Origin of the sequence: Nocardiopsis sp. NPDC006832, assembly GCF_040635885.1 — a bacterium.
GTDB lineage: Bacteria > Actinomycetota > Actinomycetes > Streptosporangiales > Streptosporangiaceae > Nocardiopsis.
The window spans coordinates 126,679-144,690 of sequence record NZ_JBEYLC010000008.1 but is presented as its reverse complement, the minus strand read 5'-3'; the positions used below and the strand labels follow the sequence as shown (position 1 = coordinate 144,690).

Here is an 18,012-nt window from a genome sequence, read left to right as displayed (position 1 = left end):
TCGGGTGACGTTGTCGAGGTACAGCTGTTCCGGGGCGAAGCCCGCCTGCAACTCCTTCAGGGACACGATCGGGAGGTAGAGGTTGTTGTGGAGGAGGCGGTCGACGTCACCCGGTTCGACGCCGGTGGCACGACGCAGGCGTTCGTTGACCTCGGCGGCGAGGTCGGCCGAGATCCGCCTCGACGGTTCGGCCGCGGTGAAGTCCTGGGCGGCGGCTGCGGCACCGAAGCGAAAACCATCGCCGGGCTCGTCGGCGGTGACGACGCAACTCGCAGCGCCATCGGAGAACAGCGCGAAGTCTTCGATCCGGTGGGGTTCGTACTCGATCCGGTCCGTGGTGATGACGAGGGCGGTCCGGGCCTGGCCGGAGTCCACGGCGGCGCAAGCCGCGCGCAGTGCCATCAGCAGGTTCGCGCATCGAGTGAGACCGATACCGGTGACGGAGGCCCGACGCAGACCCAGACCACGCACGACTCGGGCCACGAGGTCGGCCTGGGATTCGAGCGAGGTCGGGAACGCGGTCGAACAGAGGTAGAGCTCGTCGATTTCGTCGGCTTCGATTCCGGCGCGTTCGATCGTGGCGCGACCGGAGGCCACAGCCAGGTCGGAGATCTCGTGTTCGGTACGACGGATCCGGCCCCAGCCCCAGATCTCGGGGGCCGGTGTCATCTGGAGGTCTTCGACGCGCTCGCGCCAGCCCTTGATGGCGTCGTAGGGCTCGGTGATCTCCCCCAAGACATACTGGGGGGAACTCAGGTACGCCATTATCCCCTTATCTCCTATTTGCCCATTAATTCACGCATGTCGGCCATCGTGAGCGCGTCATGATTGAACTCGTGGGTGCCGTGTTCCAGGAGTTCGGTGGCCGCGCGTTTGAACGCGCCCAGCGCGACGCGTGAAAGCGAGGATCCGAGCGAGACGCGTCGGACACCGAGGTCGAACAGTTCGGATACGGTCAACCCCTGGCCCGCCCCGAGAAGGACGTTGACGGGTCGATCGACGGCCTCGCACACGCGTCGGATGGATTCGGCGTCAGGCAGGGCCGGGGCGTAGACGACATCGGCGCCGACTTCGGCGAAGGCCCGCAGCCTTGCGACGGTGTCGTCGAGGTCATTCCGTCCATAGAGGAAATTCTCGGCACGCGCGGTGACCATGAAAGGGAATTCGAGTCCGCGAGCGGCTTCGACCGCTGCCGCGACACGTTCGACGGACTCATCGAATGGCCGAACAGGGTCTTCTCTACGACCTGTGAAGTCTTCGATGGAGCCTCCTACCGCACCGGTCGACGCGGTGAGCGTGATGGTTTCGGCGACGTCCCGCGGGGTCGGGCCGAAGCCGTCTTCCAGATCGACCGAGACCGGCAGCGGCGTCGCCGCGGCGATCTGCGTCGCGTTGGCGAGGGTGTCGTCGCGAGTCACCTCGGTATTACGGTCGGATTTGCCGAGGACCGCCGCGAGACCGCCACTGGTGGTGGCCAGGGCATCGAACCCCAAGACTTGCAGGATCCTTGCGGTTCCGGCATCCCAGGGGTTGGGGATGACGAAGGGTCCGTCCTCGCCGTGGAGTCGAGCGAAGGCCTCTGCCTTGCTCCGTTGTGCGGGCTCGGTGCTGGTGACATCGAATCGATCGGCTACCATGGCTGCGCCTTTACTGCCTCTACCCAATAGAGATTCATCAGAGTGCGAACTGACATTCTGATGCTTATTTCGAGCATCACTGAATATCGAGACACTCTGAATGTTTCGACACGGATGGCTCAGAGTTCATACGATGATCCCGAAATCACGGAACGCCAATAGCACATCCATGATGTCGTGCTCGATCCCCCTCGCCGAATGCTCGGCCTGACGTTATATGAGGCTTCTTGCGGCGTCAACAGATTAAATTCATCCCCTGGCGCCCCAGAGCCTCCTCCTCCCCTAAGACAGGACCCTGGTCCATTACCCCTGGCCAAGGCGGGCATCGGAGCAGAGCGCCCGGACAGTACGAGTAAACCTTTATGTCGGTCCTACATGCTGTTGTCATGATTTGCGATGCGCTTGTCCCCCGATAGCAGCCATCCCCGATACCGGTCCTTCAGGTTGTACGTCCTGGCCATGGCTTGAGCCGGTGGATGCTGACGGCCTGGACGAGCATAATAGTGACCGGTTCGGTGGACACGATTTCATATCCGACACAGATCCGGGGGCCTGAACCTGCGATTGGCCGTATGTGGTCACACTCTTTCGGCGAGATTTGACGTGAACCGGGATCATCTCCAGCCACAAATACCCCAAAACAACATTTTCGATCCGGACGGTTTACCGGGTCCACGCCAGGAACCGAACACGAGCTCGTCGACCACCTCGGGCCCACCCTCGAACGTGCCCCGCGCCGCCCGCCCTCGGAGATCCTCGCCGAGGAGGAGAACGCCGTGGCGCCGGCCTGGGAACATCGGGGACCGCCGTCCGGTGGGGCCGCCCCCCTCTTGTCGTCGATGAGGGCGGGGCGCGCTCAAGCTCGCGTCGCCGGACGCCCACGACGACCGATGTGCCATCGATCCACCGGGCCTCCACCCGGCGCTGGAGGCCGCGCGCCCACCCGGTGGCCGCAAGTGGCCGCACCGTCTCGGCAGCGGCCCGCTACTCCGCTCGGACACACGCGGGCTCTTCGACCCGGGTCGTCCGTCGGCCTCTCCGAATCGGGGGGCGGACTTTCCCGACACCGAGGAGTACCGCGCGTTGAAGGGCCGGGAGGCGACCGTTCCCGAGGTTAGGGGCCCTCCCCCGCCCGATGCCTTGGTCCGGCACACGCACGAGGTCTTCCGAGCAGGAGGAACTCCGCGACTTCGGCACCCGCGCCGGGAGAGCCCGATCCCCGGCCATTCAGTGGAAGGCCGATCCAGGCCCCACGGCCCGGGGCGTGGATCGACCTCTACGAAGGACTCCCTACAGCAGCGCCCCTGGCGGCCTGAAGAGGCCGCCGTCCTCGAACCCACCGCCCTCCACGACGTCGGCCGTGGTCTCGTCGTGGGGCTCTGGCCCGCGCACCGCCCTCTCGGGGAGCAGCGGGCTCGGGTCGGCGTGCCAGGACACCACCAGGGAGTCCCGCGCACGGGTGGCCGCCACGAACAGCGTGGACCGCGCCTTTTGCACCTCCTGCCGGTACCGGGCCGGGTCGCTCTCGCGCAGCCGTTCCAGGTCGGCGCGGGGCACCAGCCCCTCGCTCACCCCCGCGATGGCCACGTGCTGGTATTCCAGCCCCTTGAACCGGTGCAGGGTGCCCACGTGCACCGCCTGTTCGAACCCGGACGGCGGACCCTCCTTGCCGAGTTTGGCGGCGCGCACCCCGGCCTTGTTCAGGGTGAACTGCACCTCGTCGACCTCCTCCCCTTCTCCTCCTCCGAGTGGGACGCCTTCCTCACCACCGCCCGAGCCCCTCAGTCCTGACCCGGCCCGACACCGACACACACCCCGGGGTGGCCGACAGGAACAACCCTGTCGGCCACCCCGCTCCGTGCCTCTTTCCCACCGGGGATCGCCCGCCCCACTCCACTCCCTGCGGACCCCGCCCTCTCCAACGAGCCCCCATCGGGAGCCACCCTCACCCATCCCCTGCCCTCACCGGGGGGTTCCGCCCGCACCACCAAGCAGAACATCACCCCCTCGCCACCAGCCGTTTCTCCACCACCGAAAACCTCTACGTCGTGGCCTGGGCGAGAAGTTCCCGAAGCGCGAGTGGTCCCGAGTCTGCGCTCACCTCAGCACCCGTTCGAAGCAACAGCGCGTGCGCCCTGCCCGAACGCACCCGCCCCACCGCGGGCACGACCGCCACCCGCAGTACCTGTTCCGCGTCCGGCCAGGCTCCCACCCGGGTCAGGGCGTGCGCCAGGTGCGCGGCGTCGTTGAGCACGCCCCGTTCGTAGCCGGGTGGACGGCCCCCAAGTGCGCTCTCGAACAGTTCCACGGCAGCGCCCCAGTCCTCGTTGTCGACGTGGATCATGGCTTCATGCCAGGAGAGCTCCGCGTCGGTGATCCACCACGTCCACGGCGGATCACGGTCCCGGTCCTCTCCCCGCAACCGTGCACGCGCCCGGTTCAAGGTCTCCCTGGCCCGGACGGGTGTCCCCTCCTGGCCTTGGGCCCGTGCCAGCCTCAGCTCGAACAACCCACGGATCCGAGGCGACACGTCCTGTTTCAAGACGTGCTCACACACGGTGCGCGCCTGATCGGGGCGATACTCGTGAGCATCCTGCATGGCCAGCTGCGCCAAGGCGAACAGTTCCGCGAAGCGGTCACCGCCCGCGCGGGAGGTCAGGACCGAAGCACTGGTCAACCGTCTGGCCAACAGGTGGTCATCGGCGTCGAAGGCCAGCCATCCCGCGACCTGTAAGGCCTCCGCGGCCGCCGACGCCATCTCCTTGTCATCACCGACCAGGGCGGCCTGATGGGACGAACGCGCGTTGCGCACCGCCATGGGCAACAGGTCCGTGCCCCCGGTCAGCTCGTCGAGAGCGATGAGCCCCTTGGTGACCGACCGCACCCGTGTGGTGTCGGTACCACCCACGGGCCGTTCGGCGAATATCTCCGGACCCAGGTGAAAGACACGGGCCAACAGCGGTCGGTAGCGCTCGCGAATGGCGTTCCGCCCTGCTTCCCACTCTCGGATGCGTCGTGCCAGGGACTCGGTGGTGGCCGTGGCCTCGGTTCTGGCGGCGCGCACCATCTCCACGGCCAGGCGGTGCACGTCCCATCCTGCTTCCACACGTGCCCGGTGCAGGGCCCTCGCCCATTCCGGGTGAGGGGTTCGCGGTGAAGTCATGATCCGGTCCTCCCCCACGCCGATGAGGTGATGCTCGCAAGCGTCCGTGTTCGTCCGTACCCGTCACCGGCGAAGCCCTGGAGCCACCGGAGAGTCTGGAACCGGCGCTCTCAACAGGATCGAGTCTTCTCTTCAGCGCCACGGATACCGAGGTTCTGGAAGGTGACATGAGTATCGACCTGTCGATGGCGGGGCCGCGGCCGACCGTGGAGTCCACCGATACCGAGCACATCGATCATGTGGTCGCGGCCATGGGGGCGTCGTGTGAACATCTACCACCCCGGCCGGAGGCGGACCGGTCATTGCTCATCGAACCCGGCACGGAACACGGCCTTCGCGAACAGCCTTCGCCGGCCATCCGGGTAGAGGTGCGTCGAACCTGGTCACGGGGCATTGAAAATGGTCGCGGTCAGTGCCTTGTCCCACCGAGCGGCGGCCAGGTCGTCGTGGCGGATCATGAATTTCGTGTAGTACTCCGCGTAGACCCGCCCTTCCTGGGCGAGCGGTATCCATTCGCTCGCCAGCCGGAACGCGTCCTCGTCGAGATAGGAAAACCACTCTCCATTGGCGAGGGTCTTCGCCATGATGCTGCCGACCGTCGCCTCGTCATCGGCGTACCCACCGATGACGAGGTAGGCGTCGGACGACCAGAGGCCGTAGGCCAGAGACCGAAGTTCGTCCAGGTGCGGCAGTTCACGCTCCATGTACCGGGCCAACCGCTGCTGGAAGGATGACATGTCGTCCCATTCGAGATCCTCCCAGAACTCGTGCCAGTCCTCGTCCTCGTCGCCCTCCTCCAGCCAAAGGGGTAGATCGGCTCTGAGTTCGGCGCGGACGTCGATCCGCTCGCCGACACACGCTGCGTCGGGGGGTTCCGCGACCGCGGTTTCGGTGCCGTCCGGCACGTACACGACTCGTGCGTACTGTCCCGGATCGGCCCGCGATTCGTCGCAGTCCATCTCTTTGTGAACGAAGAAGAGCAGCGTCCCGTCCGCCGGCAGGTCGAAGCCGTCGATCCTCGGCAGCGCCCCACAATCGACGGAGAGGAGCATCGGTAACGGAATGTCCCCGGCGGACGGCCACTCCATGCCCACCGGCAGCCGGGGCGCCCCACCGATGTGCCCGACCGGGGAACCCTCGCCACACCTGACCAACCCGATCGCCAAATGAAGGTGCCGGCTGAACCTGTCGATCTCGTCGTCCGGGATGCCCGACTCAAGCGCTACCCGACGAAAGTCTCCCTGATGATCCATGCCCGAGAAGATAGACCCTTTCCAACCCGGCTGTGCCGGCGAGGGGGTGGTGGGCACGACCACCACCCGCAGCGCCTATTCCGCGTCCGGCCAGGCTCGCATCCGGATCTTGTACGCATTGTGGCGTTTCCCGATGAGGATCATCCTCTCTCATCATGGCGACCAACAGCGATACGGCGAAGTGGATACCATCGCCGAATGGTGGACCTCCGTGATTTCCGGTATGCCTGTCATACGGCTGCCCGTCGCACGGGCGGCAGGGTGGTCGGATTCCGAATCGCCGACGGGGTGACACCCAATTTCCACCAAGGGCTCATCGCCTACCACGACCGCACGGTCGCCGTGGCCTGCACACGTGATTCGGCGCTACTGGCCGCAGCAGAGCCTCGAATCACCGACTTCGCCGCCGGCTTCGTGGAGTCGGGCCCGCTGATGTTCGTCCACACTCCCGCTCTGACGGCCGCCCTGGCGAAGATGTCGGGGTTTCGGGTGCTGACCCCGGAGGAACTGAACGGTCCGTTCGACGCCACGGCCTGGCCTGAGGTCCTGACGAGCGACATCAAGTACTGGCGGCCCGAAAGCCTCGGTGAGGCGCTCTTCAACCATTGGGACTGACCAGCGCCGGAACTTCACCGCTCGCCACCCGCCGCCGGCCGCAGATGGCGAACCACCGTTCGCGGTCCGGGGTGGGTGCGTACACGCCACGATCGTTGACCGCGATGCCGCACCACCGGGGCTCAGGCCCCGTCCGGAAGCTTCGAGGCACCTCGGTAGGCCCCACCCGACGCAACGGTCGGCCTCTGGTTCCGTGGACCCACGGGTGACGAACTTCGAATGGAACCCTGTCACACCAAATACAATGCACGCGCATTTTCATGTTCGCGTGATGCACGAATAAACCCAGATCTTCCACCTGGAACCAGGAAACTTCAGGACGCACTTCCAACACAGGCCCAACCCGGGGCACAGCGCCCCTATTCAGCCCGCAATGCCATAATAAGCAACTGTAAATTTACGTGAATTCGTGTTAGCCTCCCTGCACGCACCCGCCCCCGAAAAGGTGCGTGGAGGGATCCCACGATGACGCCTCGCCCCTGGGAAGCGGACCCCACCGCGACCATGAAGCGGAGGCTCGGCAGGTCACCCGCCGAGCTGGGCAACACGGACCGGGCCAGCGGATGCCCCGACATCTGGGAGCTCGACAACGGCGACATCGCCGTGATCGGACGCGATCTGACCGAGGCCTACGCGCGACGGCTTCCCCCTGGCGCCGCCATCGCCGAGGACGAACGACTCGTCATCATCCCCCGCAATACTCTGACCTCAGCGAAAGCGGACATTCCCGATGCTTGACACCATCGAAGGTCTCCCTGGTGTTCGTCTGGCGCTCGATCCCTATCTCGATGAATTCGACGCTCGGATGTCCTCGCTCAGGAACACCGATGTCTGGAAGGTCGAACGCCGGCAAGACTTTCACCAGCCGGAAAGTGAAAGCTGGATGGCGTTCCGCGATGGACGCCTTGAAGAGTCACTCCGGCTTCTGGAGAAGAACCGTCCCTCCCTTCGGAAATCGTTCGCGGCACTCGCCGCTCAGGGGTGCACGCTCCGGCGGATCCGCATCGTGGAGAAGCCCTTCACCACCTACCTCCTGTGGGAACTGCACTCCCTCCACCTGCGGGCCCAATGCGGGGAGGACGTCCGCGTCATCTCCCCCGAACCCCTCGCGGCGCTGGAGCGAAACGGCCGGGTTCCGGAAGTCGTCACCCTGGGAGACACCGTCGCCTACCGGATCCTCTATGACGCCCGAGGCGTTCTCGAAGGTGGGACGCGATTCACCGATCCCGCCATAGCCACGCGGTGTCGAGAGGAGATCGCCGCGTTGCACGGAATCGGTGAGGACCTGACGCGCTACTTCCCTCGTGAAGTGACCGAGGCGGAACTCCGCTGTGGTCGGCCCTAGAGCCCCCGAACCCGAGGAAGAGCCCGGCGGGGCCACTCGATCGAGCATGGCCGACGTCGCGGGGCGCGCGGTGCAGGCCCGGGACGTCTCTGGTGGAGTGCACTTCCACGGGCAGGACTCCAGATCCCACTTCGCCCCCGTCCCCCGTCAGCTCCCCGGTGACGTGCACGGGTTCGTCAACCGCCTGGGCGAGATGGAAGTGCTCAGCAGCCACCTTCGGGATGGGGGGCCCGAAGGCGGGCCCCGGTCACCGATCCACGTCATCACCGGGACCGCCGGGGTAGGTAAGACCGCCCTGGCCCTGCACTGGGCGCACCGGGTCCAAGAGCACTTCCCCGACGGACAGCTCTACGTCGACCTGCGCGGATACGGTGCGGGATCGAGTGTCGAACCCGACCAGGTCCTGAACCGCTTCCTCCGTGCCCTGGACGTTCCGGCCGACGCCGTTCCCCCGGACATCGATAGCCGTTCCGCCCTCTTTCGTTCGCTTCTGGCCGACCGGTGCGTTCTCATCCTGCTCGACAACGCCGCCACCGCCGCACAGGTGCGCCCCCTGCTCCCCGGCAACTCCGCCTGCGCGGTCCTGGTCACCAGCCGAGACCGACTGTCCGGGCTGGTGGCCAGAGAAGGGGCGCGCCGCCTCACCGTTCGGACGCTGGAACCGGCCGAGGCCGTGGAACTTCTGGAACACGTCACCGAACGCCACCGGCCCCGTGACGACCTCCACGAGATCTCCGAACTGGCCCGTTTGTGCGGGCGTCTGCCTTTGGCCCTACGCATCGCCGCCGAACGCGCGGCCGGCCGCCCCCACATGCCGTTGGGCGAACTCATCCAGGACCTACGGGACGAATCGGCCCTGTGGGACGCGCTGGCCACAGACGATGAGGAGGATGCCGACGCCGTCCGCACCGTCTTCGCCTGGTCCTACCGAGCCCTGCCGGAGGAGACCGCGCGCCAGTTCCGCATGTTGGGGCTGCATCCGGGCGACGACTTCGACTCGGCGTCCGCGGCGGCCCTGTCCGACCTTTCCGTCCGACGGGCTCGCCGCGTCCTGGACTCGCTCGTGGGCGCGCACCTGGTGGAGCAGATCGGCCCGGACCGGTACCGCTTCCATGATCTGTTGCGTTCCTATGCCTGGGATCAGGCCCGCCAGGAGGAGAGCCCCGAGGGCCGGCAGGAGGCTTTGACGCGTCTGCTGACCTGGTACCTGCGCACCGCCGACGCCGCCGCCCGGGCCGTTGACTCACCGCTACGCCATCTCGACCCGTGCCCGGAGTCGGACGTCGGAGCGCACCGTCATGTTCGCGAGTTCGATGACAACGCGGAAGCGGTCCGGTGGTTCGAGGTCGAAGGTCGGAACCTGGTCGCCGCCGCCGAGACCGCCGTCTCCATCGGATTGGACTCGATCGCCTGGCGTCTGCCCGTGGTACTCAGGCACGTCCACGTGTTCCGCACCCCCATGAGCGAGTGGATCGCCGCAAGCATCATCGGTCTCGGAGCCGCCCGGCGCGAGAACGAACGGGCGGCCGAGGCCGACCTGTCGGAGAGCCTGGGGATGGCCTATGTGCAGTCCCACCGAAGACAGGAGGCCCTCGGGCAACATCGGCACGCCCTGAGATTGCGTCAGGAGACCGGTGATGAGCTGGGAGAGGCCATGTCGCTGAACTCCCTGGGCCTGCTCCACCTGCGCGAGCATCGGTTGGAGGAGGCGCGCGACCACTTCGAGCGGGCGTTGGAGATCGTCCGGCGCCGGGGAGAGCGGCGTTGGGAAGGGGTCGTGCTGGGAAACCTGGCCGACGCTCTACTCGACTCCGGCGAACTCCGCGAGGCGGTGGCCTTGGCGGATGAGGCGATCGAGATACACGAGGAGACCGGCAACCGGATGAACCAGTTCGCCTGCCTGGTGTGTTCGGGGGCGGCGTGGCGGGAACTGGGGCGGATGGACCACGCTCTGCCCCGCACGCGGCGCGCGCTGGACGTCGCCCGGGAGTTGGACAACCCCGTGCGGGAAGGGTTCGCCCTCTTGGAACTCGGCAGGATCCAGGTACGTCTCGGTGACACCGAAGACGCCCTTGACGCCTTTCACGAGGCGGCGAGCCTGCACCGCGGAATCGGTGACCACGTGCGTGAGGCCGAGGCCTTCGAGGGCGTGGGCGAGGTCTATCGGGCGATCGACCGTCCGGACGAGGCCGCGAAGTTCTATCGGCAGGCGGCCAAGGAGTACCGCGGCCACCGGGAGTGGTGGCGGCTCGCGGTGTGCCTGAACCGGTCGGCTTCGGTGATGGTCGAGGCCGGTGACGTGGAGGCGGCCCGTGGGCGGTGGCGCGAGGCGCTGACGGCCTTGGAGGACTTCACCGACGCCCGGGCCGAGCGCCTGCGCGAGCAGATCATCGCCCGACTGAACGACGCGACCGGCCCCGGGTGGTCTCACCTCTGATCGAGGAGGTCGCGTACCCAGAGGTGGATATCGGTTCCGCCGGTCGTTCAGCGCGCCCGAGGCGACCGAGCCCTGAACCTCCCCAGGTGAGGTTCGGGGCTCGGTCGCGATGAACACCCGTCCGGCCGCTACTCGGAGTTCGCGGGCTGTGAGCCGCGCCCGTGTGAGTCCTTGATGAAGAACGAACCGACGATACCGAACACACCGATGATCGCGGCCACCAGGAACGAGACGTTCGCACCGTGGACCAGTCCTTCCGCTCCATACACCTCGGGGTCACGGGTGGCCATGGTCATGACGCTGACCAGAACCGCCGTTCCGATCGAGGAGGCGACCTGACGCATGGTGTTGTTCAGCGCCGTCCCGTGGGGAATGAGTCGCTGCGGAAGCTGATTGAGCGCCGCCGTGGTCACCGGCATCATGACCATGGAAACGCCGAGCATGCGCACCGTGTTCACCGACGCGAGGTAGGCGAACGAGGTGTCCACGGTGAGCACGGTCAGCATGAAGGTGGTGACGGTGAGCAGGGTGAATCCGATGACGGAAAGCCACTTCGCTCCGATGGCGTCGAAGATTCTTCCGGTGACCGGGGACATCAACCCCATCACGGCGGCCCCGGGCAAAAGGACCAGGCCCGATTCCATCGCGGTGAAGTCACTCATGTTCTGCATGTACAGAGGCAGAATCAGCATGCCTCCGATCATGGTGATGAACACGAGCATCCCCAGCACCGTGTTGAGGGTGAACATGGGGTATCGGAGAACTCGGAGTTCGAGGATCGGTTCATCCAGTTTCAGCTGACGCAGGATGAAGAGGACCAAACCGATCGCACCGACGAGCAACGGCACCAGGACCAGGGGGCTCGCCCACCCCGCGTCGCCGACCGTTCCGAACCCGTAGAGAAGGCCACCGAATCCCACGGATGAGAGAATGATCGACAGAACGTCCAGGCGTGGAAAGGTTCGTTCGGTGACGTTTCGCAGGATGAAGTACGCGACGATCAAAACGATGAAGGCGATCGGCAGCATCATGTAGAACAGGACCTGCCAGGGGAGGTGATCGACGATCCACCCGGACAGGCTCGGCCCGATGGCGGGGGCGAAGGAGATGACGAGCCCGAAGGTGCCCATCGCCGTACCGCGTTTGTCCCGAGGGAATATCGCGAAGAGAATCGTCTGCATCAACGGCATGATCATTCCGCCGCTGGCGGCCTGGACCACTCGTCCGATCAACAGAACGGGATAGACAGGGGCCAGAGCGCAGATGAGCGTTCCGGCGATGAATATCCCCATCGCGGCCAGGAACAGGAAGCGCGTGGTGAAGTTCTGGATCAGGAACGCGGTGATCGGGATCATGATCCCGTTGACCAGCATGAAACTGGTCGTCACCCATTGTGCCGCACTCGCGGTGATGCCGAAATCCCGCATGAACGCGGGCAGTGCCGTGTTCAGCAGGGTCTGGTTGAGAATGACGACGAACGCGCCGGATACCAATACGGCCAGAACAACGTTCCGGTTCACCGGATCCGGGTCGTGCGCGTTGGCCGGCCTCTCGTCCCCGTTCGCCAAGGTGAAGCCTTCTCTCATGTGGTCATTGGTCCTGGCCGGCGTGTCCGCCAGGGTTCCTGTTGTTCTCGATGGGCAGGCGGAGTCGGTGGGTGGTCGGTTCTCGACGTGTCGACGCGACCGGACCCACGCGGCCAAGACCTGCGGCCGGGCCACACGGGCATCGGCGTCGGTGATCAGGTATACGACCTCGACGGTCTTCTTCCCGTCCCGCGACGTGGCCGGGCGGGTTGCGCCGCACCGAGAAACCGGGACCATCCGGGCACGTCCACGACCTTGATCGCGCGTGTGATCTTGCGCCCGTAGGAACGTTCGGCCTGCCTGGTGGCAACGACATCCTCCCAGGATGGCTTCCTCAACCTACCGAAGAGGGTGGGCGGGTCGCCCTTGACCGTCCGGGCGTGGTCGGCGCCGAACCCCATGATCTCGGCGGCCGTCCCCGGTGGCGCACGTGGTGGGGAACCCCTCGATGGTGGCCTTCGCGCAACGATGACCGGGGACGAAGGCTTCCCGCCGGCCGGTGTGTCCGGTCGGCTCGACGGCGCCGCGGCGGCCCTTCCGAGCCGATCGGGCGAGGGCGGAACACGAGCGCGCCATCACGGGGATTTCGATGGGGAGGGGTCGCGGTCGCGGCGCATGTGATGGCGCGGACCGGGTCGTGCCCTGGCGGCCGTGACTCGTGGGAGAGCGGTGGCGAGGTGGGGCCAAAGGCCGGTATGGACGCGCGACGCCCGTCGGCGGGGCTCATCCACCGACGGGCGTTCGGGGTGCTCCGGTCACTCCTGTCGTGGTTCTCCGCTGCCCGGGGTGAAGGTGGAACGTGCCAGGTCCAGGGTGTCCTGGAGCGAGTCACGCGCTTCCTCGGGGCCGACGGAGACCATCACGTAGATCGGCCCCTCCTCTTGCTGGAAGGCGATGGCCAAGGCGCGCTCGGTGCCCTCGTCGCCGGTGGTGAGGTACTCGAAGGCGACCTCGTCCGGGTGCCAGGCGTCCTCGGTGACGGCGAGGATCTCCTCGTATCCCTCGGCCTGTCGGCTCTCCTGTGCCACGCGCTCCTCCAGGACCTCCAGCGGGGTCGCCTCGGTGTCCGATTCCCAGAGAACGCTCAGGTGGAAGGCCTCGTCGGCGGTGTCGTAGAAGACCGCCTCGGTCGGACCTTCCGAGCGCCGTTCCCAGGACTCGGGGAGGCCCAGGGTGAAGTCAGCGGGGTCCGCGACGATCCGTTCCCCGCCATCCTCGGCCCGGGGCACCTCGTCCTCGGAGGGTTCCTCCTCCACCGGGGAAGAGGCGGAGGAGGCATCCTCGTCAGGATCGTTATCGATGGAACCGGTGCCATCGGTTCCCCCCGAACCCGTTTCCTCCGATTCCGTCGCGGAGCCCTCTTCACCGGATCCGGCCCCGGTGCTGTCCGGGCCCCGGGTCCCGACACCGTCACGCTCCGGTGGCCCTTGTGGCTCCGTCGCCCACGGCGCCGGTGAGCTCGCGAGGTCCCCCTCCGTGTCACCGGCCAAGGACCGCAGCGTGGTCGATGAGCCCCCATCGGCGACCCCGCCGCCGGCCTCGGACCCTCCCGGGTCCATCACGCCGGCCACCGCGGGGGCCAATCCGGTGAACAGTGCGGCCGCGGCCAGACCCACGATCACCCCCGCGGGTGTTCCGTGTCGACCGATGGCGGGCACCTCCCGCTCCGGAGCGCGTTCCCAACGCTGCCGGTCCTTGTCCCATCGGACGGTATTCGTGCTCTTCACTTTCTCTCCGCTCAGGTCTCTTCCCGGTTCGCGTCCAAGAGCATGAGCGAGTCGCGCAACCGCTCCGCGAACTCCGCTCCCCGCGAGACGTCTCGAAGTACCGTGCTCCCACCGTTGAACAGCCCCAGAAGGCGTTCGATCAGCCCTCGCCCGGCCTCGCCCCTCTCGTGGATCTCCCGTTCCACGAGGTCCAGTTCCGCCATGACCGACCGCACCTCGAAGGTGTTCCGCAGCCCGGACAGCTCCCGCCGGATCTGTGCCAGCCCCTCCAATACCTCCTCCGACCTGGAATCCAGCCAGGTGGAGGCGTCCACGGCGACCCCTCCGGCACCGGTGACCAGGGCTCCGCCGGTGACGTGTCCGCTCACGGCCACCACGTCCGGTGGGAGCGACGCGGGGAAGGCCGCCGGCGGAACGAGTTCCTGTTCCGAGGGCGGTCCCGTCCGCCGGCCGCGATCCTCGGCCCTGCCGTCCTTGCCGGTGACGATGGCGCCGCCGGTCATCGAGCCGCCGACGAAGACTCCTGCGCCCACCTTGTCCTCCTCGTGTTCACGGCCGTCTGGCCGGTCATCGTTCATGCGCCCTTTCCTCCTCCGAAGTCGACACCGCTCTTGTGGGTGGCGGAGGAGTTGTCCTCCGCCTTGGCGCCGTCGCCCGTGGCGACGGCGCCGTTCTGGAACGAACCACCGATGAAGACCCCGCCGTCGCCGATGTTGACGATCTGCCGCTGGAACTCCTCGGTCCGATATCCGGCGCGTACCAGTGCCTGTTCGCCCCCCTCACCGATCCGCACCCGGAGCGTCTTGACGTACCTGGTCACGTCCATCTCCTGGAAGGGGGAGAGTGCGTTGGAGGCGACGATCTCCCGCAGGCTGATCAGCGGCGGGTGCACCACCTCCGGTTCGTCGTCACCGCGCCGGTCCTCGTCGGCGGGCCGGACAGCGGCCCGCGCCATCGCCAGGGGCCACCTCGACGTGGACAGGCATCGCGCCAGGACCCCGCGCACGGCCTTCTCGTCCGCCCGGTCCCTCGCGTTCGTGAGCGCCACCACCAGGCCCGCCCTCGCGTGGAACTCCGCCCGCAGCGGCGTCAGCAGGTACGGGGCGATCTCCATCAGGAGCATGCGTCCCTGGGTGTGCACTCGGACGAAGACGGTGACCACCACGCCCTCGCCCCAACCGCCCACACGCACCCGGAGGAAGTGCCGGCGCTGTTCGCCACCCTCGCCCACCGAGTCCCGTAGGTGCTCGGCGACGGCCCCGTCCGAGGCGTCCCCCACCGGGAGTTCCTCCCGCCGATATCCGCGGGGCAGGGGTCCGGGCAACAGGACGCACTCGGTGATCTCCAAGCGCCCGAGGCGATCCTGGCTGGTCTCGACCGCGGACTCGGCCAGGGATTCCAGTCGCGGCCGGACCAGGTCGATGACCTCGCGTTCGGTGAGCGGGGCGGTGCCGTCCCGGTCCTCGGAGGGCTGGAGTTCCAGGGCCAGGGACTGCTTCTCCAATGCGAGCCCCGCGCCTTCGAAGGGTGATCTCGGGTCGTAGAGGGTCACCGGCGAGTACTGTTCGCGGCCCACCATCGCGAGCGCGCTCCGGTAACGGGCGTCCACCCTGGGCGAGTTACCGGTGAAGGTCTCCTCGCTTAGCTCGGTGGCCGGCACGTGCGCCACGTGGTCACGGTGGGCGGCCACCATGAGCGACGGCAGGAACCAGGCCCCGACCCGGTCGATGCCCGCACGCAACCGATCCCGGTTCTCGCCCTGAAGCACCGGAAGGGCGGCGAAGGGCAGCAGGAGGACGATCAGCGACAAGAACAGGCTCGCCTGCCAACCGCCGGAGCCGTCCTCTGCGAACGTGTCCGCCAACGCGCGCACGAACCACAGGCAGAGGATCGTGAGCAGCAGGGCGCCGAGTATCCAGGCCCGCACGATCCTGGCCGCGTACTCCCGATCGAGTTCCCGGGCGCGGACGCAGTGGGCGAGCACCGGCACCAGGTCGAACCCGAGGGAGGGCGAGACCACGTGCTTGGGCGAGCCCAGGATCAGCCCGAGGACCCCCGTGCGGTAGTGCTCGCTCAGGTAGGCGCTCACGCACAACAACCGGGTCACCTCACCGGGGGCCTCCTCCGGTCGTCTGTTCTCACCGATGGGGACCGTGTGGTCGAGAGGTGTCTTCGTGGTCATCGCGGCTCCGTACGTCATCGTGCCAAAGGGGTCGTGCGAACAAGGGGGCGGTCGGCCAAGGCGAACCAGGGGGTCACTCCCGGCGCCGGACGGGTTCGAAGATCACGCTTTGGCGGTGGCCGCCGGTGCGCCGCCCACCGGTGGCGGCGGTCCGGCCGGTGTCCCTGGCCGTTTCCGGGTTCGGCGCCGGTTCCGGCGGCATCTCCTCCGTCCAGGAGATGCCGCCGGAACCTGTCGAGGGGTGGGGGATGTGGAGGTGGCCGCGGGCCCTGTAGTCCTTGGCCCGCAGGTCCACGTCGATCTCCCGGAAGTGGCCGGGCGCCAGGGCGGTGTAGCCGCCCAGGACCGCGTCCGTGTGGACTCGGTCGGTGAGCGCCGCCACGAGGAGGGTGATGTCGGGGTCGGCCTCGTCCAGGGCCCGGCGCAGGGCGGGGGCGTCCAGGAGCCGATGGGTCTCGTTCATCGCGCTGCCGACACCGTCGCCGTATTGGAGTCCCCCACTGTCGGGAAGCGGGCCGAGGCCGATGGACAGGCGCATGCGCAACCGCAGGTTCCGATCCACCCGGGCCAGCGTGGGCTGGGCCTCGGCGAGCACCTCCTGCACCCTGCCGAGCAGGGGGTGGATCAGGGCGGGGAGGTGTTCGGTGGGGACCCCGACCACGTAGCCGTCCCCGGTGTGCTGGGGGAAGGAGGCCTCCTCCCACAGCGCTTCCAGCCCGGACCGGACGAAGCCCTCGCGCAGCACCGACCACACCATGCCGTTGAGCAGCTGTTGGTGCCGTGAGGCGAACCGCGAGTACTTCTCGGCGTCCACCGCCAGCACCGCGCGGTAGGGCGGCATCGGCGAACTCGTGCCCTTTTCGGGCAGCGGAGGGTAGAGGGTCGACATGATCGGGGCTCCCAAGGGATGAACACGGGCGATTTCGGACTGCGCAAACCCACCCTTGTGGGTTTCGGACCGGGGCGATGTCCAGAACTGGACACACTTCCGGGTTACTTACGAAAGTCGTGCGGTGGAGGCCGGTGCGGGGGTCGGCACGGGGGTCACTCCCGGGGCGTGGCCAGGAATCGGAGCCGTTCCACGTCGTGGATCACCATGACCTCACGACCGGTGGAGACCACCCCGTCACGGCGCAATCGCCGTAGTTCCTCCTGGATCCACGAACGTGATCTGCCCACCACGCCGACCAGTTCCCACTGGCTCAGCCGGAGTTCACGCGTGTGGCCGGCTTCGCCATGTCCGGGGGCGGTGGCGGTGGAGAAGCGGAGCATGGAGGCCGCGAGTCTTTGGCGCGGATTCAGGGCCAGGAGTTCGGCGCGCAACCCCTCACTCTCCTCCTGGCGGCGCACGATGTGCTTCCACAGCAGGCGGTCCAGGTCCATGCTCCTGATGAGACCGCGGAACCGGTCACCCTTCAGGGCGTAGGTCGTGCACCGGCCTCCCGAGGCCCGCACCGTCGCCGTTCGCGGGAGTCCGGAGAGCGCGGAGAACTCCCCCAGCGCCTCGCCTGCTCCGCGCAGGGCCACCAGGGTCTCGATCCCATCGGAATGCGTCACGGACACCTTGACGTTTCCGCGGTCCAGAAAATAAACGCTGTCGTCCGGTTGTCCTTGGTGAATGATCTGTTCACCGGACAGAAAGACCCTGATCCGACCCGCGTCGATCAACGTGTTCCATTGTTCGTTTCGCAGCAGACCTCCGAAACCCTGCCTTCCCACCCCACACCCTCCGCGCACACAGTCCATCGGCATCCACCGTGGTCGCCGGGTCTTCATTCTCCGATACCGAAATCCACCGAATCAGGACTTCGGCGAGGAGTTACCCATCCGTGACCCATGGGGCGTTCGATGAAGATTACTTCCAGGAACGCCTTGTGCAAACGACATTTCCCGACCGCGAGAACACCACGGGGTCACCATGGAATATGAAGAAGATTCACCTGAGCAGGAGAGCGATAAAGACAAAGGGGTGATCCTCGGTAAGGGTGCGGATCCGATCATCCCTCGATCCCACCGGACTCCTGTTCCCACCATGACGACGCCGTGGCCTCTCCCAGGCCACGGCGT

The 18,012-nt window shown here is 67.0% G+C and carries 15 protein-coding genes; 4 read left to right on the top strand and 11 right to left on the bottom strand.

Features of this window, described 5'->3' with window-relative positions; translation table 11 throughout:
• The 5 genes from ABZ717_RS06500 to ABZ717_RS06480 all read right to left on the bottom strand — a co-directional run.
• Window positions 1-765: hypothetical protein (locus ABZ717_RS06500; RefSeq protein WP_358506565.1), on the bottom strand; the 765-nt coding region annotated here is incomplete at its 3' end.
• Between the two features lie 14 nt (window positions 766-779).
• On the bottom strand, window positions 780-1,637 hold the full coding sequence (locus tag ABZ717_RS06495; protein WP_358506562.1) for an isocitrate lyase/phosphoenolpyruvate mutase family protein: 858 nt from the start codon (window positions 1,635-1,637) through the stop codon (window positions 780-782).
• A gap of 1,290 nt (window positions 1,638-2,927) precedes the next feature.
• Window positions 2,928-3,353: a 3'-5' exonuclease gene (locus tag ABZ717_RS06490; protein WP_358506559.1), complete on the bottom strand. Its 426-nt coding sequence runs from the start codon at window positions 3,351-3,353 to the stop codon at window positions 2,928-2,930.
• A gap of 325 nt (window positions 3,354-3,678) precedes the next feature.
• Entirely contained in the window at window positions 3,679-4,800 is a 1,122-nt protein-coding gene (locus tag ABZ717_RS06485; protein ID WP_358506556.1) for a DNA-binding protein, read from the bottom strand.
• Between the two features lie 383 nt (window positions 4,801-5,183).
• Window positions 5,184-6,110: a DUF1963 domain-containing protein gene (locus ABZ717_RS06480; RefSeq protein WP_358506553.1), complete on the bottom strand. Its 927-nt coding sequence runs from the start codon at window positions 6,108-6,110 to the stop codon at window positions 5,184-5,186.
• Between the two features lie 231 nt (window positions 6,111-6,341).
• On the opposite strand from ABZ717_RS06480, the gene ABZ717_RS06475 reads away from it, so the two are divergent.
• The 4 genes from ABZ717_RS06475 to ABZ717_RS06460 all read left to right on the top strand — a co-directional run bounded on the left by ABZ717_RS06475 (window position 6,342) and on the right by ABZ717_RS06460 (window position 10,450).
• Complete coding sequence (locus ABZ717_RS06475) at window positions 6,342-6,668, top strand: hypothetical protein (RefSeq protein WP_358506550.1); 327 nt, start codon at window positions 6,342-6,344, stop codon at window positions 6,666-6,668.
• Between the two features lie 465 nt (window positions 6,669-7,133).
• On the top strand, window positions 7,134-7,406 hold the full coding sequence (locus tag ABZ717_RS06470) for a hypothetical protein (RefSeq protein WP_358506548.1): 273 nt from the start codon (window positions 7,134-7,136) through the stop codon (window positions 7,404-7,406).
• Window positions 7,399-8,013 (top strand): DUF6879 family protein, encoded by a 615-nt coding sequence (locus tag ABZ717_RS06465; protein ID WP_358506545.1) that lies wholly within the window; start codon window positions 7,399-7,401, stop codon window positions 8,011-8,013. The genes ABZ717_RS06470 and ABZ717_RS06465 overlap by 8 nt, the downstream gene beginning before the upstream one ends.
• A gap of 46 nt (window positions 8,014-8,059) precedes the next feature.
• Window positions 8,060-10,450, top strand: a complete 2,391-nt coding sequence (locus ABZ717_RS06460) for a tetratricopeptide repeat protein (RefSeq protein ID WP_358506580.1) — start codon at window positions 8,060-8,062, stop codon at window positions 10,448-10,450.
• Window positions 10,451-10,578: 128 nt separating this feature from the next.
• On the opposite strand, the gene ABZ717_RS06455 is transcribed toward ABZ717_RS06460, so the two are convergent.
• The 6 genes from ABZ717_RS06455 to ABZ717_RS06430 form a co-directional block, all read right to left on the bottom strand.
• Entirely contained in the window at window positions 10,579-12,036 is a 1,458-nt protein-coding gene (locus tag ABZ717_RS06455) for an MDR family MFS transporter (RefSeq protein WP_358506542.1), read from the bottom strand.
• A gap of 755 nt (window positions 12,037-12,791) precedes the next feature.
• Window positions 12,792-13,763 carry a hypothetical protein gene (locus ABZ717_RS06450; RefSeq protein ID WP_358506539.1) on the bottom strand — a complete coding sequence of 324 codons (972 nt, stop codon included), beginning with the start codon at window positions 13,761-13,763 and terminating at the stop codon, window positions 12,792-12,794.
• Window positions 13,764-13,774: 11 nt separating this feature from the next.
• Window positions 13,775-14,341 (bottom strand): hypothetical protein, encoded by a 567-nt coding sequence (locus ABZ717_RS06445; RefSeq protein ID WP_358506536.1) that lies wholly within the window; start codon window positions 14,339-14,341, stop codon window positions 13,775-13,777.
• Window positions 14,338-15,945, bottom strand: a complete 1,608-nt coding sequence (locus ABZ717_RS06440; protein WP_358506533.1) for a hypothetical protein — start codon at window positions 15,943-15,945, stop codon at window positions 14,338-14,340. Before ABZ717_RS06440 ends, ABZ717_RS06445 begins: the two co-directional genes overlap by 4 nt.
• Before the next feature lie 73 nt (window positions 15,946-16,018).
• Window positions 16,019-16,834: a hypothetical protein gene (locus ABZ717_RS06435; protein WP_358506530.1), complete on the bottom strand. Its 816-nt coding sequence runs from the start codon at window positions 16,832-16,834 to the stop codon at window positions 16,019-16,021.
• Between the two features lie 155 nt (window positions 16,835-16,989).
• Window positions 16,990-17,691, bottom strand: a complete 702-nt coding sequence (locus ABZ717_RS06430) for a Crp/Fnr family transcriptional regulator (RefSeq protein ID WP_358506527.1) — start codon at window positions 17,689-17,691, stop codon at window positions 16,990-16,992.
• Window positions 17,692-18,012: the final 321 nt, after the last annotated feature.

Excerpts from the sequence above, each read along its gene's own strand:
- ABZ717_RS06470 (WP_358506548.1), top strand. The coding sequence starts at position 7,134 with ATGACGCCTCGCCCCTGGGAAGCGGACCCCACCGCGACCATGAAGCGG.
- ABZ717_RS06495 (WP_358506562.1), bottom strand. The coding sequence starts at position 1,637 with ATGGTAGCCGATCGATTCGATGTCACCAGCACCGAGCCCGCACAACGG.
- ABZ717_RS06460 (WP_358506580.1), top strand. The coding sequence starts at position 8,060 with ATGGCCGACGTCGCGGGGCGCGCGGTGCAGGCCCGGGACGTCTCTGGT.
- ABZ717_RS06455 (WP_358506542.1), bottom strand. The coding sequence starts at position 12,036 with ATGAGAGAAGGCTTCACCTTGGCGAACGGGGACGAGAGGCCGGCCAAC.
- ABZ717_RS06465 (WP_358506545.1), top strand. The coding sequence starts at position 7,399 with ATGCTTGACACCATCGAAGGTCTCCCTGGTGTTCGTCTGGCGCTCGAT.
- ABZ717_RS06440 (WP_358506533.1), bottom strand. The coding sequence starts at position 15,945 with ATGACCACGAAGACACCTCTCGACCACACGGTCCCCATCGGTGAGAAC.
- ABZ717_RS06430 (WP_358506527.1), bottom strand. The coding sequence starts at position 17,691 with ATGGACTGTGTGCGCGGAGGGTGTGGGGTGGGAAGGCAGGGTTTCGGA.
- ABZ717_RS06445 (WP_358506536.1), bottom strand. The coding sequence starts at position 14,341 with ATGAACGATGACCGGCCAGACGGCCGTGAACACGAGGAGGACAAGGTG.
- ABZ717_RS06435 (WP_358506530.1), bottom strand. The coding sequence starts at position 16,834 with ATGTCGACCCTCTACCCTCCGCTGCCCGAAAAGGGCACGAGTTCGCCG.
- ABZ717_RS06485 (WP_358506556.1), bottom strand. The coding sequence starts at position 4,800 with ATGACTTCACCGCGAACCCCTCACCCGGAATGGGCGAGGGCCCTGCAC.